The 15,140-nt window shown below is 58.1% G+C and carries 13 protein-coding genes; 4 read left to right on the forward strand and 9 right to left on the reverse strand.

The window, feature by feature from the left end:
* Nucleotides 1-190 precede the first annotated feature (190 nt).
* The 6 genes from IFT84_RS07300 to glgX form a co-directional block, all read right to left on the reverse strand.
* Nucleotides 191-637, reverse strand: a complete 447-nt coding sequence (locus tag IFT84_RS07300) for a pseudoazurin (RefSeq protein ID WP_192117993.1) — start codon at nucleotides 635-637, stop codon at nucleotides 191-193.
* Nucleotides 634-1,428 (reverse strand): ABC transporter ATP-binding protein, encoded by a 795-nt coding sequence (locus IFT84_RS07305; protein WP_192117994.1) that lies wholly within the window; start codon nucleotides 1,426-1,428, stop codon nucleotides 634-636. The genes IFT84_RS07300 and IFT84_RS07305 overlap by 4 nt, the downstream gene beginning before the upstream one ends.
* Nucleotides 1,425-2,474, reverse strand: a complete 1,050-nt coding sequence (locus IFT84_RS07310) for a FecCD family ABC transporter permease (protein WP_192117995.1) — start codon at nucleotides 2,472-2,474, stop codon at nucleotides 1,425-1,427. The genes IFT84_RS07305 and IFT84_RS07310 overlap by 4 nt, the downstream gene beginning before the upstream one ends.
* Before the next feature lie 205 nt (nucleotides 2,475-2,679).
* On the reverse strand, nucleotides 2,680-3,777 hold the full coding sequence (locus IFT84_RS07315) for an ABC transporter substrate-binding protein (RefSeq protein WP_192117996.1): 1,098 nt from the start codon (nucleotides 3,775-3,777) through the stop codon (nucleotides 2,680-2,682).
* A 196-nt stretch (nucleotides 3,778-3,973) separates the two neighbouring features.
* A complete protein-coding gene (locus tag IFT84_RS07320; protein WP_192117997.1) occupies nucleotides 3,974-5,755 on the reverse strand; it encodes a DEAD/DEAH box helicase in 1,782 nt (593 codons plus the stop codon).
* 203 nt (nucleotides 5,756-5,958) lie between these two features.
* Complete coding sequence (gene glgX / locus IFT84_RS07325) at nucleotides 5,959-8,043, reverse strand: glycogen debranching protein GlgX (RefSeq protein WP_446737576.1); 2,085 nt, start codon at nucleotides 8,041-8,043, stop codon at nucleotides 5,959-5,961.
* A 165-nt stretch (nucleotides 8,044-8,208) separates the two neighbouring features.
* On the opposite strand from glgX, the gene IFT84_RS07330 reads away from it, so the two are divergent.
* On the forward strand, nucleotides 8,209-8,532 hold the full coding sequence (locus IFT84_RS07330) for a DUF2934 domain-containing protein (protein WP_192117999.1): 324 nt from the start codon (nucleotides 8,209-8,211) through the stop codon (nucleotides 8,530-8,532).
* An 11-nt stretch (nucleotides 8,533-8,543) separates the two neighbouring features.
* On the opposite strand, the gene malQ is transcribed toward IFT84_RS07330, so the two are convergent.
* Nucleotides 8,544-10,232: a 4-alpha-glucanotransferase gene (gene malQ / locus IFT84_RS07335; RefSeq protein WP_192118000.1), complete on the reverse strand. Its 1,689-nt coding sequence runs from the start codon at nucleotides 10,230-10,232 to the stop codon at nucleotides 8,544-8,546.
* Nucleotides 10,233-10,406: 174 nt separating this feature from the next.
* Between malQ and IFT84_RS07340 the strand changes: the two genes are divergently transcribed.
* Both IFT84_RS07340 and IFT84_RS07345 read left to right on the forward strand, forming a co-directional pair.
* Nucleotides 10,407-11,462 carry a Tim44 domain-containing protein gene (locus IFT84_RS07340; protein ID WP_192118001.1) on the forward strand — a complete coding sequence of 352 codons (1,056 nt, stop codon included), beginning with the start codon at nucleotides 10,407-10,409 and terminating at the stop codon, nucleotides 11,460-11,462.
* Nucleotides 11,463-11,650: 188 nt separating this feature from the next.
* Nucleotides 11,651-12,871, forward strand: a complete 1,221-nt coding sequence (locus IFT84_RS07345) for an MFS transporter (RefSeq protein ID WP_192118002.1) — start codon at nucleotides 11,651-11,653, stop codon at nucleotides 12,869-12,871.
* Nucleotides 12,872-12,973: 102 nt separating this feature from the next.
* Here the strand turns inward: IFT84_RS07345 and IFT84_RS07350 are convergent, their stop codons facing one another.
* Entirely contained in the window at nucleotides 12,974-13,288 is a 315-nt protein-coding gene (locus IFT84_RS07350; protein WP_192118003.1) for a DUF6074 family protein, read from the reverse strand.
* A gap of 78 nt (nucleotides 13,289-13,366) precedes the next feature.
* Nucleotides 13,367-14,026, reverse strand: a complete 660-nt coding sequence (locus IFT84_RS07355) for a DUF2161 domain-containing phosphodiesterase (protein WP_192118004.1) — start codon at nucleotides 14,024-14,026, stop codon at nucleotides 13,367-13,369.
* Nucleotides 14,027-14,161: 135 nt separating this feature from the next.
* Between IFT84_RS07355 and IFT84_RS07360 the strand changes: the two genes are divergently transcribed.
* Nucleotides 14,162-15,139 (forward strand): substrate-binding domain-containing protein, encoded by a 978-nt coding sequence (locus IFT84_RS07360; RefSeq protein WP_192118005.1) that lies wholly within the window; start codon nucleotides 14,162-14,164, stop codon nucleotides 15,137-15,139.
* The last annotated feature ends 1 nt before the right edge of the window (nucleotide 15,140 follow it).

Consider the following 15,140-nt stretch of genomic DNA (forward strand, 5'->3'; position numbering starts at 1 on the left):
AAAAACAGGCAGATTGCGGCAACATCTGTTCCACAACGCCATCGACTTGTGGCCGGAAATACTCAGAGCCGCCATGCTGCAATACAAGACACGTCGTGGAGTGAGTTCTGATGAGAATGCCACCCTCACCAAATGGCGGGGGTGGCGTAAGATGGACGAAAGGTCGTTGTATCAGTGGATAATATTGACGCTATTTCGCGATCTTCCCTAGATAGGCGTCCAGTCTTTCACCCTTCATCACCAGCTTCGGCTTCAACTTGGCCGCCTTGGCGGTTACCGCTTCCATATTGGTGGCATTGCCAGCCTGAATGACCCCGATCATCGACATCATCAAGTGTGGCGGGCAATAGTACATATACACGCCTTCCTTATCGATTGTTACAGTGAACGGCTCGTCCAGCTTGCTCTTCCAGGGGGTCACGCCTTCCGGTGTTACATAGGATTGCACGTAATGGCTGGTGTTCTTTGGCTGGAATGTGACGGTGTCCCCCACCTCCACCTTGACGAAGGCAGGTTCGAACACCATTCCGCCGTCTGCACCGTAGTTCAGCATATTAATGGTATGATCGGCAGCCAGTGCCGGAGCAGCCAAGGCGAAGGTTGCGCAAATGATGGTTGCGAGGCGGACATGTTTCATGATGCTTCCCTATGAAAACTGATGGTGCGTGGACGAACGGGTTGGATGACCGGGTGACCGGCGCTGTCGTGGAGAATTTCAACAGGAACGCCGTAGGTTTTGGACACCAGTTCCGGCGTCAGGACGTCTGCAGGTGCGCCAAACGCCTGACACCGACCACCTCCCAACACCAGCAGCCGGTCGGCGTACTGGGCGGCGAGATTGAGATCGTGCAGGACAACGACAGAGGTCCAGTTGTTGCGTCGGGTTTCCTGCACCAGCAATTCCAGCAAGCTCATCTGGTGCTTCATATCCAGTGCGCTGCAGGGCTCGTCCAGAAGCATGGCTTTGGGTTCACGCATCAACACCTGCGCAAACAGCGCCATTTGCCGCTGTCCACCGCTCAGCGAGGCGATATAGCGGTCTGCCAGATGGAGAATGCCCGTTTCCTGAAGCTTTTCGAGTGCAAGTGTCAAAATTTCATCATCGATATGAAGCTGCAGCTTTCCAAGACGGCCAAGGACCACCACTTCCAGAACCGTCAATGCGACATCTGCATTGTTATCCTGAGACATGTAGGAAAAGTGATCACGCCAGTGCGACGGTGGACGCTCGGCCATGACCAAATCACCCAGCCGTATACGGCCGGACGAAATCGGTAACTCGCCGAACAAAGCACGCAGCAGCGTTGTTTTGCCCGTGCCGTTTGGCCCCAGAATTGCGTGGACGTGGCCGGGCTGCAAATGCGCGGAGAGATCGCTGACGATGACCTGACCGCCCCTGCGAATTTCAACCGAGTCAAGATGGATCATAGGGACCTCTTGCGCGCAAAAATGAGCCACAATAAAAATGGCACGCCGACAATGGCCGTGATGATGCCAACCGGGAACAGCGCGCCGGGAACAATCGACTTCGACAAAACTGAAGCCGCTGACAACATGACGGCGCCCGCCAGAAGCGACATGGGCAGATAGAAGCGCTGGTCCTCGCCGACGACCATGCGGGCAATGTGTGGAGCGACAAGACCGATAAAACCAATGACGCCGACAAAGCTTGTCGCGGTGGCCGTCATGATCGCCACGACGGCCAGAACCTCGATGCGCAAACGACTGACATTGACGCCGAGGCTTGCGGCACGGGCTTCGCCCATGCGCAACGCTGCCAGCTTCCAGGAATAACCGAGCAGGATCAGGCAACTAACGAATGTGACACCAGCGGTAATGGCGAGCGTGGGCCAGGTGGTTTTGGTCAGACTGCCAAACAGCCAGAACAGAATTTGTTGCGCAAGCTCCGGCGAGGATAAAAACTGGAGCAACGACAACAACGATTGAAACAGAAAGAGCAGCGCGATGCCGCCTAGAATAATGGTTTCGCCGCTTACCCGGCGCATGGCCGACAGCGCAAACAGGAATGCTGCTGCCAGCATGGAAAAAATGAAGGCACCGAGGGGGACCGAAATCATCGGCTCCAGCCCAAACCCGCCGAAGTAGAGGCTGAGCGCGGCACCGAAACCGGCGGCAGCCGCCATACCAAGCGTGTAGGGGCTAGCCATCGGGTTGTTCAGCAGCGTCTGCATCTGCGCACCACCCGCGCCCAGTGCGGCACCAACCACCAGAGCCATCAGCGCCATCGGTAGACGCAACGACATGACGATGGCATCCGTCATTGCATCACTGTCGCCGATGCGAAATATCGAAGACACCACCGCAGCAGGGCTGAGCATGGACGGCCCGGTTGCAACATCCAGTACGAAAGACACAAGCGCGATTAAGAGGAACAGAAAGATGGCATGCCAGCGCCGCCTCTCGCGTATGCGGTGGGCGGCAATCGCGGTGCCGATTGCGGAGGGTGTCAGCATTGGGTCTCTGTACCGTTGCGCGTTCTGGAGCAGTTGTGTTTACACATTGTCCAGCCGTAACAGCGATACCGCATTTACGGCTGGACAGTGCTCTGGGCATCAGCTTTAGAGGCGCAACCTCGAGCGAAGTATTGAAAGTGAGCGCCAGCAAACCGTGCGAAATCGACCTCGCCCCGCACGCCTAACATGCGGGGCGGCTAATCGATCAGGGATTAAGCCCGATCATGAAAGTGCCCTTTGGTGTAACCGGAAGGTACTTTTTGTAGTAGTCAATGTAGTTCGCATTCGGATCAACATCGCTGAACTGCTCAGGATACAGTTGCTTGGCCATGAACTGCACGAGTGCGAAATCCGAAAGTGTGCGCGATGCGCCCTGATAGACCGCATAGACCTTGTTGTTCTTGACTGCTGGCAGTTCGCTCCAGCCGTCGCGGGCCAGAAACCCCTTCAGACGATCACTGGCTTCACCTTCTTCAATACCCTGACCCATCAGGATCGACGATGGGATTTTGCGGCGCTCATTGCCGGAAAGGAAGATGGCTTCAGGTTTTGAGGTCAGCACCTGCTCAGGGTTGATGGGCCCAAACCACTCGACAAAGGGTGCCGCGATATTATCGCCACCGGCTGCGGTCGCCATCGCGCCCCACATGTTCTTGCCATAGGTAAAGGAGTATTCACCCGGGCCCTTGTTGCCAAACTCGGTGTAGACGCGGGGCTTGGCAGCGTTGGCCTTGGCAACCCGCGCGGCGACGTCATCGAGCGAGCCCTTGTAGAAATCAGCGATTTCCTTGGCGCGGGCTTCTTCACCAACGATCTCACCAAGAACGAGCGTCGAGGCTACGTGGCGCTCCACCGTCTGCGCATTGTAATCGACAACGACCACGGGAATGCCAGCTTCTTCAATGCGATCGGCATCAAGGCCAAGCGCCTTGTACTGCCAGTCAGCCAGAATAACGACATCAGGCTTGAGGCTCAGTACCTTTTCAACCGAGAAGTTCTGGACTTCAACTTCACCAACGTCTGGAATGTCTTTCAGCGACGGGCGGTGCTTGATGTGCATGTCCCAGTTTGCAGGAATCCAGCCTTCCCAGGCTTCGCGCGAGATGCCAACAACCTTGTCGAACGCTTTTTCGCCGCCAATGGCCATGTAGTCTTCAAAATAGAAGCCAAGCAGCACGCGCTTGGCAGGCAGATCAACCTTGACCTCACGACCGATGACGTCGGTGATGGTCTTGACCTCTGCGAGCGCTGCCGATGACATCAAGCTGACACCGAGACCGAAGGCAATCGCTGCCCGTTTCATCCAATTTCCAGAACGCACTTTGTATCTCCATAAGAATACTCTTATGGAGCCTTTACATATCTTGACATACGACTGCAAGTTTAAAGTTGAATATAAGGAACGATTTGGTTCGTTGCACGCAGATAAGAACACAAAAAAGCCGCCCGTAGGCGGCTTAGGGGTATCATATGCTCTCAAACGCACGAACGCGAGAAAACTAGTTGGGCCGCCGACTTCGTGGCTTACCATCGCCTTTGGCAAAAGCGGGCTTGCCCGGCTTCTTGGCCCATGGCTTGGCATCGCCAGCTTCCGCGCGCTTGGGACGCTCACCCCGGTCGTTGGACTTCGGCGCGCTGTAAGACTTTTTCGGTCCGGCCTTTGCGTAGTTGCGCGCAGACAGGTCCGGCGGGCTGGAAAGCTGCATAATCTTGATGCCGTTATCGAGCATCCGGTTCGGACCAACAGCCTTTACGAACGCGTCGGCGCTCCCGGCGGCCAGTTCCACATAGGTCTCGTCCTGCTGCATCTTGATCTGGCCAATGTCGCGCTTGGTGATCTTGCCCACGCGGCACAGCATGGGGATCAGCCAGCGCGGCTCGGCATTTTCGGCGCGGCCAACAGACACGGTGAACCACACGCTTTCGCCAAACTCTTCGCGTGGGCTGCGACGCTCTTCCGTGACGGGTCCGGTATCGAGCAGGTCTTCCGGAGCAGAACGACCAACACGGTACAGGCGCACGAATGCGGCAGCAACCTGCTCGGCACTGTGGCGCGACAAAAGCTGCTGAACGAAATCCTTTTCCTCATCCTGAATCGCATCGTTCAGGTTCGGGTCTGCCAGCAGGCGCTCGTCGTCACGGGCGGTCACGTCGTCTGCCGATGGCGGACGGGCCCATTCGGCGCGAATGTCGGCGGACTGCAACAGACGCTCGGCCTTGCGGCGGGCGCTGCCGGGAACGATCAGCGCGCTGACACCCTTGCGACCGGCGCGGCCTGTACGGCCACTGCGATGCAGCAGTGTTTCAGGGTTGGTTGGCAGGTCTGCGTGAATGACGAGTTCCAGACCCGGCAAGTCAATGCCGCGAGCGGCAACGTCGGTGGCAATGCAGACGCGAGCGCGGCCGTCGCGCATAGCCTGAAGCGCATGGGTGCGCTCGTTCTGGCTGAGCTCGCCAGACAGCGCGACAACCGAAAAGCCGCGATTGTTAAACCGGGCCATCAAATGGTTGACGGTGGCGCGGGTGTTGCAAAACACCAGCGCATTCTTGGCTTCATAATAGCGCAGAACGTTGATAATTGCGTTTTCCCGGTCCTGCGGGGTAACGGTAAGAGCACGATATTCGATATCGACGTGCTGCACCTGCTCGGTGGAGGCGCTGATGCGGACGGCATCGCGCTGATAGCTTTTCGCAAGCGTCGCGATAGGGCGTGAAACCGTCGCCGAAAACATCAGGGTGCGGCGCTCGGCAGGTGCTGATTCGAGGATAAATTCCAGATCCTCGCGGAAGCCAAGGTCCAGCATTTCATCGGCTTCGTCCAGAACTGCTGCTTTCAGCTTGGACATATCCAGCGATTTGCGGGTGATATGGTCACGCAGGCGACCGGGCGTACCGACCACAATGTGCGCGCCGCGCTCCAGCGTGCGACGCTCGGTGCGCATATCCATGCCGCCAACGCAGGAAGCAACGGTGGCACCGGTCAACTCGTAGAGCCATTCCAGTTCGCGCTTGACCTGCAATGCCAGTTCACGGGTGGGGGCAACCACCAGCGCCAGTGGCGCACCAGGTGCTCCAAATTTTTCAGCGCCATCCAGCAGTTGCGGTGCCAGCGCCAAACCGAAGGCCACGGTCTTGCCGGAGCCGGTCTGCGCTGAAACGAGCGCGTCCGCATCTCCCAGTTCGTGGCCCAAAACCGCCTTTTGTACGGGGGTCAGGGTGCTGTAGCCGCGCTTGGTGAGCGCCTGGGCAATCGCCGGAACGATGCCTTCAAACTCTGTCATATCTCGTCTTTCGGAATGTCGGTGTCTCGCGCCCAATACCGGATTTTCGTTTCGGAACAGGCACAGTCGCCACGGCCCACACATTGCGGGCCAGTTCTATACCCTTTCATACCGTCGTTTGCTGAAATTGTACAGGGCGGTTTGCCGCTCATCCCCATCTGCTAAAAAGAAACCCTCCGGCGCCGCCGGAAGGTTCGTCGTGTTTAAGCCGGATGGAGAACCGCAAGGCTGCGTGGGCCCATCGTATAACTGTCCTTCAAGGCCTCACCCTCACCATCCACATAAGTGGGATCTGAGGTCGTAAGGTTCAGACGCCAGCCGGATGTGCTTTCCGGTAGTTTGAAATCGATATCGCCGTCATACGGATTGAACAGCACGAGGGCCTCCGACCAGACATCCTCGACATCAGCCAGATCGGCGCGGGAGAGATGAACGCCGATGGTGGTGCCGCCCTCTTCCCAATGCTCCTGCTGCTGGTTGCCGCCGCCGGGATTGATCCAATTGATCTCCATTCCATCACGGAAACTTTCACGCCGGAACAGCGGCTGCGCTGCACGAAGTGCCGTCAGGCGGCTGGCGAAAGCGCTGAGCGATTCATCCGCCTCAGACAGTTCCTCCCAACGAACCCAACTGATTTCATTATCCTGGCAATAACCGTTGTTGTTGCCGTCCTGCGTGCGACCGAATTCGTCACCGGCCAGCAGCATGGGCGTGCCGTGGGACAGAAACAGCGTGGCCAGCATATTGCGTTTCTGGCGCTCGCGCACCTCTAGGATACCGGCATCATCCGTCTTGCCTTCGGCACCGTAGTTGAAGCTGCGGTTATGGTCGTGGCCATCCTTGTTATCCTCGCCATTGGCCTCGTTGTGCTTTTCATTGTAGGACACGAGGTCGTTGAGCGTGAAGCCATCGTGCGCCGCCAGAAAGTTGACGCTGGACCACGGGCGACGCCCACGAATATCATAGATATCGCCGGAGCCGAGAATACGCGCTGCAAAACCCGGTGCGGTGTGCTCCGTATTCAGCCAGTATTCACGGACATTGTCACGGTAGCGGTCGTTCCACTCGGCCCAGCCGGGTGGGAAGCCGCCAAGCTGGTAGCCGCCGGGGCCAATATCCCATGGCTCACCAATCAGCTTGACCTTGGCCAGAACCGGATCCTGCGTCATCACATCGAAGAAGCCACCGCGTTGATCGAACCCCTCCGGCTCACGGCCCAGAATGGTGCCGAGATCGAAGCGGAAGCCATCCACATGCATGTGCTCCACCCAATAGCGCAGCGAGTCCGTCACCATTTGCAACACGCGCGGATGGGATGTGTTGACGGTGTTTCCCGTGCCAGTATCGTTGATGTAATAGCGGTGGTTATCCGGCAGCGTGCGGTAGTAGGAGAAATTGTCGATGCCCTTGAACGACAGCGTTGGGCCAAGCTCGTTACCCTCGGCGGTGTGGTTGTACACCACGTCGAGAATAACCTCGATACCCGCATCGTGGAAGGTGCGCACCATATCCCGAAAACCGACGAGACCGCGAGGGCCGTAATAGCGGGACGCAGGCGCGAAGAAGCTAAGCGTGTTGTAGCCCCAGAAGTTCTTCAAGCCACGGTCCAGCAAATGCTGATCATCAGGGAACTCATGCACCGGCAAAAGTTCCACCGACGTAATGCCAAGTGCCTTGATGTAGTCAACAATGGCCTTGTGCTCCAAGCCCTCAAACGTGCCGCGCAGTTCCGGCGGCAAAGCTGGATGAAGCTGGGTAAAACCCTTCACATGGGTTTCGTACAAGGTAGTATTGGACCATGGGATATTCGGGCGGCGGTCATCGTGCCAGTCATAGGCACGCGGGTCGACCACGCGGCACTTGACCATTTCGGCCGCATTGTCGCGCGTGTCGAATGTCAGGTCTTTGTCTTCGGAATAGATATCGTAGGCAAAATGCGCGTCCGACCATTTCAAAGCGCCGGAAAGTTCGCGGGCATAGGGGTCGATCAGCAATTTGTTGGCGTTGAACCGATGGCCAGCGCCCGGATCGTACGCGCCATGGACGCGAAAGCCGTAGAGGGCACCGGGCTTCAAACCAGGCACGTAACCATGCCAGACTTCGTTGGTATATTCCGGCAGCGTCAGCCGGGCAACTTCGTGTTCGCCGCTGTCATCGAACAGGCAGAGTTCCACCCGTTCTGCATGGGCGGAAAACAGCGCGAAATTAACGCCACGTCCATCCCAATTTGCCCCCAACTCTTCAAAATTACCAGATTCGATAGAATACAGACTGTCAGTCATGCCCATGCGTGTGCTGCCCCTATAAACAATGTCTAATAAGCTTTTCGCCGGTCATTTGTTCCATGCTAACCTTTCACTTTGTTGACAACCATCTGGTCAGGAACAAAACCTGTGCTACTTTGTTGGTCGTATGACCTCAAGCTTGTAGAGGCATACTCAAGGAGGAAGTTCATGTCCGACGAAAAAGAATCCCGCATCAGAGACCGCGCCTACGATAAGTGGGTTAGCGAAGGCCGCCCGGATGGCCATCATGATCGCCATTGGCAGGAAGCAGCGACGGAACTGGCGGGCGAATTGCCCGATAGCGAAACTTCACTTTCCTCGTCCGAGGACAGCCCCATTCTCCAGTCCCAGAACGGAGTTGATGACGCTGGTGGGCCGGCAGAACCCGGCACCCTCTCGCCAGAAAAGATTACAGCCGAAAGTCTGGCTGCGGAGGCCGGTACGGCCCCAACAAATATCGCCAGTGCACGCGGCAAGCGTTCGCGGAGTTAAACCTGTAACCGTCATCCCCGCCGTGCGGCGGGGGTGGCGGTTTTGCCTCTTGGCCGTTCCGTAGCCAGTGCAGACGTGATGCTGCCAAACAACGGTAAATCCGCAATCTCCTCTACCGTATAGGCCAGTTTGGGCCGCCAGTTGGGATAGCCTTCCGCAAAGCCCGGAACGTTGGTTGCCTTGTGCTCACCCGTTAGGTCCGCAAGTCTGGCAGCAGCCAGCATGGACGGGGTTCTGGCAATGAAGCGATGCGCGGCGATCAACACCGCATCCGGCAGCGGGCCGTGACGGCGCTTTTGCAGCACGGCATCCACGTCCTTCTGGCTGAGCAGATCTTCCGCAAGCAGCGCTGCCAGCAAGGCCTTTCGCTCCCGCACGCGCAGGCGTTTTTGCCGTGCCGTATCGCGCTCGGACATGCCCAGCCTGTTGCGAAGGACGATATCGTTGCCGTCCCACCAGCCTTTCAGGGTTGGCAGATCGTGCGTGGCAAGACATGCGAGTGCGACAGGTGGATAGTCATTGCTGGGCAGGAATGCAGCCCTTTTGCGCTCAAAATACAGCAGGCGATAGGAGAGTATATTGTGCTCTTCCATCTGCTCGCGAAACCCGTCCGGCACATCGCCAAGGTCTTCGCCGATGACCACGCAACCGTGGTCATGCGATGCGCGCGCCAGTGCACGGATCATCACATCCGTGGGGTAGGACATGTACTCACCGCTTCGCTTCTCCGCATTACCCTGAAGAAAATACAACCGCCACAGCATCAACGCATGGTCAATGCGCAGCACCTCACCATAGCGCATGGCCGCGGTTACAGCGGCGGTGAAGGCTTCACCATCGGTATCCATAAGCACATCCGGGGCCAGTGGCGTTAACCCCCAGGACTGGCCGTGCTCGGTGAAATTATCCGGCGGTGTACCAATTGTCGCATGGCTGACAAATGCTTCGCGCGCGCTCCAGGTCGCTGACCCGTCGGGAACCTCTCCGACAGCGAGATCAATGTACAATCCCAACCGCAGGCCGCTTTGCCGGGCGTCATTGCGCGTTTGCGTTAGTTGCATGTCACAAAGATATTGCAGCCAAAGATGAAACTGAATGTCATCGGCATGATGTTGCGCAAAGGTCTGGACCGCTTTGCCATCAGGGTTTCCGTAGGCTTTGGGCCAACCCGACCATCCCTTATCCCTGCCTTCGGCTACCATTTGAAACGACAGAGCTTCAAAAAGCGCATGGCGGGCTGCCACCGGATTGGCGTTTTTGAAACCGCCAAACGCCGCATCCGGCGCCATCTTCCAGCTTTCGTACAAACGCCTGAGAGCGCGCAGTTTAAGCGCAGCAACGCCTTCGTAATCCACCAGTTCGCCAGCACGAAGCTTTTCGGCCTCGGCGAGTTCGCCAGCGTCCGGGGTATAAGATGGCAGTTCGTCAATGGCGAGATACAACGGGTTCAGGCATTGCCGGTTGGAGGGTGAATAGGGGCTGCAATGGGCCGCATCCACCAAAAACAGGGCGTGCACAGGATTGATGCCGACAAAATCCCCGCCTGCCTTAGCAACAATGGCGCATATGGCCCGCAAATCAGCAAAATCGCCGATGCCCCAGTTGCGTGACGAGCGCAGCTCATAGATTTGCAGGGACACGCCCCATGCGGGCGATTGCGTCAGCCATTCCGGTATCAGGCAAAGGGCGGTTTCGGGCATGCGGCGGGCACTCCAATCGTGTTTTGCCAAATGTGCAAGCGGGAAGTTTGTTGCACACGACCCGGCGAGAAGCAAAAGATTGGTGATGGCGACGCAAGAAAGTCCTTGGGCCATTGGTATTTCATTCAACCTCTCCCTATATTAGGCTCAAACCGATGAATTCAGGAGACACACATGTTTGGTGCCACCTCACGCTTGACCCAGATAACCGCAGTTCTTGCCATGGGACTGGCTTTCTCTTTGGCAACGATTGACACGGCTGATGCGCGCCGGGGCGGTGGCGGCTTCGGCAGCCGTGGCACACGCACCTATTCCGCGCCAGCGCCCACACGCACTGCGCCTGCTGCCCCCGCTCCCATTGATCGCTCCATGACGCCGCGCACACAGACCAATCAGGCAAACCAGCCAACAGCGGCACAGCCACAGGTTGGCCAGCAGCGCCCCGGTGGCCTGTTTGGCGGCTTTGGCGGTTCCATGCTCGGCGGTCTGGTCGCCGGTGGCCTGCTTGGCATGTTGCTGGGCCAAGGCTTTGGCGGCGGCGCAGGCTTTCTTGCCATGCTGGTACAGATCGCGCTGTTTGCCGGTATCGCTTTCCTCGCCATGCGCTTTTTTGCAAGCCGTCGCCAGACGCCAGCCGCTGCTGGTGGGCCTGTCTCGCGCAGCGCTTACGAGGATCGCCCTGCGGGCGGCTCGTCCTTCCGCATTCCCGATATTGGTGGCGGAGCCAAACAGCAGGCAGATCGCCCTAATTCGGCGCAGCCGGGATTTGGCGCGCAAGCACAGAGCCAGTCACAGGCAGCCCCCCAGCGCCAGCCCGTTATTGGTGATGTAAAGATCGAGCAGGCGGATTTTGAGCAGTTCGAACGCATGTTGGCTGACGTTCAGGCCGCCTACGGCCGTGAAGATTACGCGGCGCTGCGCAAGCTGACGACGCCGGAAGCCATGTCATATTTGTCACAGGAACTGGGCGAGATCGCTACAAAGGGACAGCGCAACCGCGTGTCCGATGTCGTTCTTCATCAAGGCGACCTGTCGGAAAGCTGGAGCGAAGATGGCGTTGAGTACGCAACCGTTGCCATGGCTTACTCCAGCATCGACGTGATGGTGGATCGCGCGACCGGCGACGTGATCGAAGGCGATGCCAGCAAGCCGACTGAAACGACGGAAGTCTGGACCTTCGTACGTGAGCCGGGTGAAGACTGGAAACTGTCTGCCATCCAGTCTGCCTAAGTTTATAAACACAGCCGCCCGTTTGCGAAAACGGGCGGCTTTCGTTCAAGCCCCTGCTACAACAGCAAATCAGTTTCACAATTCGCTTTTCCCGCCATCCGCCGCCTGATAGCTACTGCCTCGCGACGTGCTCAATTGCAGTTTCGTCGCTGGTATCTGCCACAGCGGCAGTGAGCAGGACAATCAGCATGGATCAGCCATTACCCGTTCGCGAGAGCGTTCTCCGCCATCCGGGCTATCTCAACTTTGCCGCATCGCGCGTGTTTTCGTCACTGGGTTTCCAATCCATCGCCATCGCCATGGGCTGGATGGTATATGACCAGACCAAAAGCGCCTTTGCGCTGGGTCTTGTGGGCCTGTTCCAGTTTTTGCCCATGGTGTTTCTTACCTTCATCGTTGGCGATGTGGCAGACCGGTTTGATCGCAGACGCATTGGCCTTGCTTGCCAACTGGTTGAAGCAGTGACGGTTTTGGTGCTGGGGATCGCCGTCTGGTACAATGTGCTCCACCCGGTCGGCATCTTCTGCGCGGTTGCTGTTCTGGGTGCAGCGCAGGCGTTTGAGCGACCGACAATGGCCTCTCTTCTGCCCAATATCGTGCCACCCAGCTTGCTGCAGCAGGCCATCGCCACCTCCACCTCCATGATGCAGACGGCACTGATCGTCGGTCCCTCGCTCGGCGGCCTGCTCTACGGTATAGGCCCGGTCGTGCCCTTCATGGTTTCCACGGTGCTGTTTGCCATTGCAAGCATCAACGTCATTTCCATCCGCATGGAACGTAAGGTTGCCTCCCGTGAGCCGGTGACACTGGCATCCGTGTTTGCCGGTGTGTCCTTCATCCGCAGCCCCGTAATGCTCGGCACGATCTCGCTGGATCTGTTCGCCGTGCTTCTGGGCGGTGCCACCGCGTTGTTGCCGATTTTCGCAAGCGATATTCTGCAGGCCGGCCCATGGGGCCTTGGTCTTCTGCGGGCCGCACCCGCTGTCGGCGCGCTTGGCATGTCCATCGTGCTGGCCCGCTGGCCCATTCAGGACAATGTCGGGCGCAAGATGTTTCTATCCGTTGGCGTATTTGGACTGGCAACAATCGTGTTTGCCATTTCCACCAGCATCGCGCTTTCTGTGTTGGCGTTGCTGATCGTCGGCGCGTCCGATGCGGTGAGTGTGGTGATCCGCAGCTCTCTGGTGCAACTGCTGACGCCCGACGCCATGCGGGGCCGCGTGAATGCGGTAAACTCGCTGTTTATCGGCACGTCCAACCAGTTGGGGGAATTTGAGTCCGGCATGCTCGCCGGTTTCGTCGGCCCCGTAACGACGGGCGTCATCGGCGGCCTTGGAACGATTACGGTCGTGCTGTTGTGGATGCGGCTGTTTCCCGACCTGACGAAGGTCAAGACCCTGTCCGGTTAGAGCATAATCCGACCGGTGCGAAGGGGAGTTGTTTCACGTCCGGACAATGCGACAAACAAGGAGATCGAGCGCCGATCTGATTCAATCAGATCAAATAGCGCTCTAATCCGTCGTTTCACGCATCTGCATCGGATAATCTCGAGCATCAGCTTCCCAGTGACGACGCATCAGTTCCGCCTGCACCTCGTTCTGGAAATTGAACACCTGCTCGCGCATGTCATCCTCTGAACAGCCGAGCGCCAGAAGTTCATCGGCCAGTGAGCGGCACTGCGCGCGCCAGAACACAAGCGCTGCCTCACCATGCGTGGTGTCCAGGATTTCAGCACTCTGGCGCACGGTTGCCGCGCGGTTTTTCAGCGGAAATGGCACAATCCGGCAATCCCGGCTCTCTGCCTGTTTTGCTGTGTCCGTTGCCATCGATTCGCTCTCCTATACTGCTTGTCCTCCAGTCATAGGGAGCCTATGGTTAACGCTTGGTATCGAGAGACGCTAAAATTATGCGCTGCACGTTTTCAAATAGGCCTGCACTGCAGCAAGTCCAACGTCTGTCAGCGCGTAAACACCTCGTTCCACTCGTTGGAACCAGCCATAGACGTTGTTGTGCAAAATTTTTGCCGCATCCGGTGCCACCTCCCGCAAGTCTCGTGGGCGCTTATGCCCGCTGTAAAGCGCTTGCGCACAAACAAGCGCCTGCTGGCGATAGGCTGTCATAATCGGCGCGCGCGTGCTGCCACCCAGCGCCGGGTCTCCCTTTCGGCGGCGATGTTCATCCACGAGGCGCGAGCGTTTGCGCAGGTTCTTGCGTGGCGCGGGACCGGCGGGGCTGACCAGAATATCCACTTGCCCACTGTCCGCGACGGTCAACATGCCGAACCCCAGCTTGCGGCAAAGATCGCGAAAGCGCCGGTCACTCTCCCGGCCCTTGCCCCTGGCAGACAGCCGCGCCGCAATCCAGATTTCGTCACCCGCTGCTGCGCGGTCCACCGCTTGCAGCACGAGTTCCAGATTGAACGTCAGTTTCAGCTCGCAGATCACCACCAGCGGCGGCTCACCATCGCTGAGTGCGACCAGATCACATCCGCCAATCTCGCCCTTGACCTGATAACCGCCCGCTTCCAGAAACGTCTTTATCGGCAGGTACAGTGCTGTTTCCAAGCGTTATCCTCTATTCTCCCTGCCCATTACGTGGATTGGCAGGCAACAGCCAGAGCCGACAGCATCAAACTGTCATGAAACTCCCATGCTTTGTTCGTATAGCCGGTCTTTTACTTACGTGCGTAAAGGAAGACGATGACGACATTGCAGGATGTTGCCGCTCGTGCGGGCTGCTCTGCGGCAACGGTGTGCCGCGTGCTGAACGAGCAGGGACAGGTGAGCGCCGCCATGGTGCGCAAGGTGCGCAAAGCTGTGACCGAGCTTGGCTATGAAATGACGCCGGAGCGTGGTGGCGTGCGCCGCAGGCCCGCCATCGGCGTGCTGATTCCGTCCATCAACAATCCCGTATTTGCAGCCTCGCTGGCGAATATTCAAAACCGAATGCTGGTGGCGGGATACGGGGTGCTGATCGCGCAATCCAACTACGATCCTTCCCGCGAGGCCGATGCCGTCGCCATGCTGACCGCAGAACGCCCTCGTGGTTTGATCCTGACCGTTTGCAACCCCAAATCCAGCCCGGCGCTAAGGGGAGACCTACCGCCTACCGTTATGCTGCACAATGCACCGACAGACCGCTATTCCTCCACCGTGCGGCTGGACAATGTGGCAGCGGGGCGCATGCTCACGTCCCACATTCTGGAGCATGGTCACCGGCGCATTCTGTTCGTGACCGGGGAGTTTCGCGCGTCCGACCGCGCGCGCCAACGGTTCGAGGGATATCGCGCCGCCATGCAGGACCATGGGCTTGAGGCGCTGGACCCGCTGGAAATCTCCTTCATCGACGACTACGATCAGCTCGATCTGTCTATGCTGATCGAGCGGCATAAACCCACAGCCATGATTGCTTCAAATGATCTGATTGCACTGGGCGTCATGGGTGCCGTGCGTCGGCAAGGGCTTTCGGTTCCCGGCGATGTCTCCGTTGCCGGGTTCGACGGTATCTCCATCGGCACGCTGGTCAATCCGGTGCTGACGACTGTCACCATACCCAATGCCAGCATGGGCTCGGCGGCGGCGTCCATGCTGCTGGATATCACTATGAACGGGGCGGCAGGGCGTGATCTTTTCGTCGATTACGCCCTGCGCCCCGGTGGTACTGTCAGGCAGATATAGG

The organism is Rhizobium sp. CFBP 8762, assembly GCF_014841565.1.
Taxonomy (GTDB): domain Bacteria; phylum Pseudomonadota; class Alphaproteobacteria; order Rhizobiales; family Rhizobiaceae; genus CFBP-8762.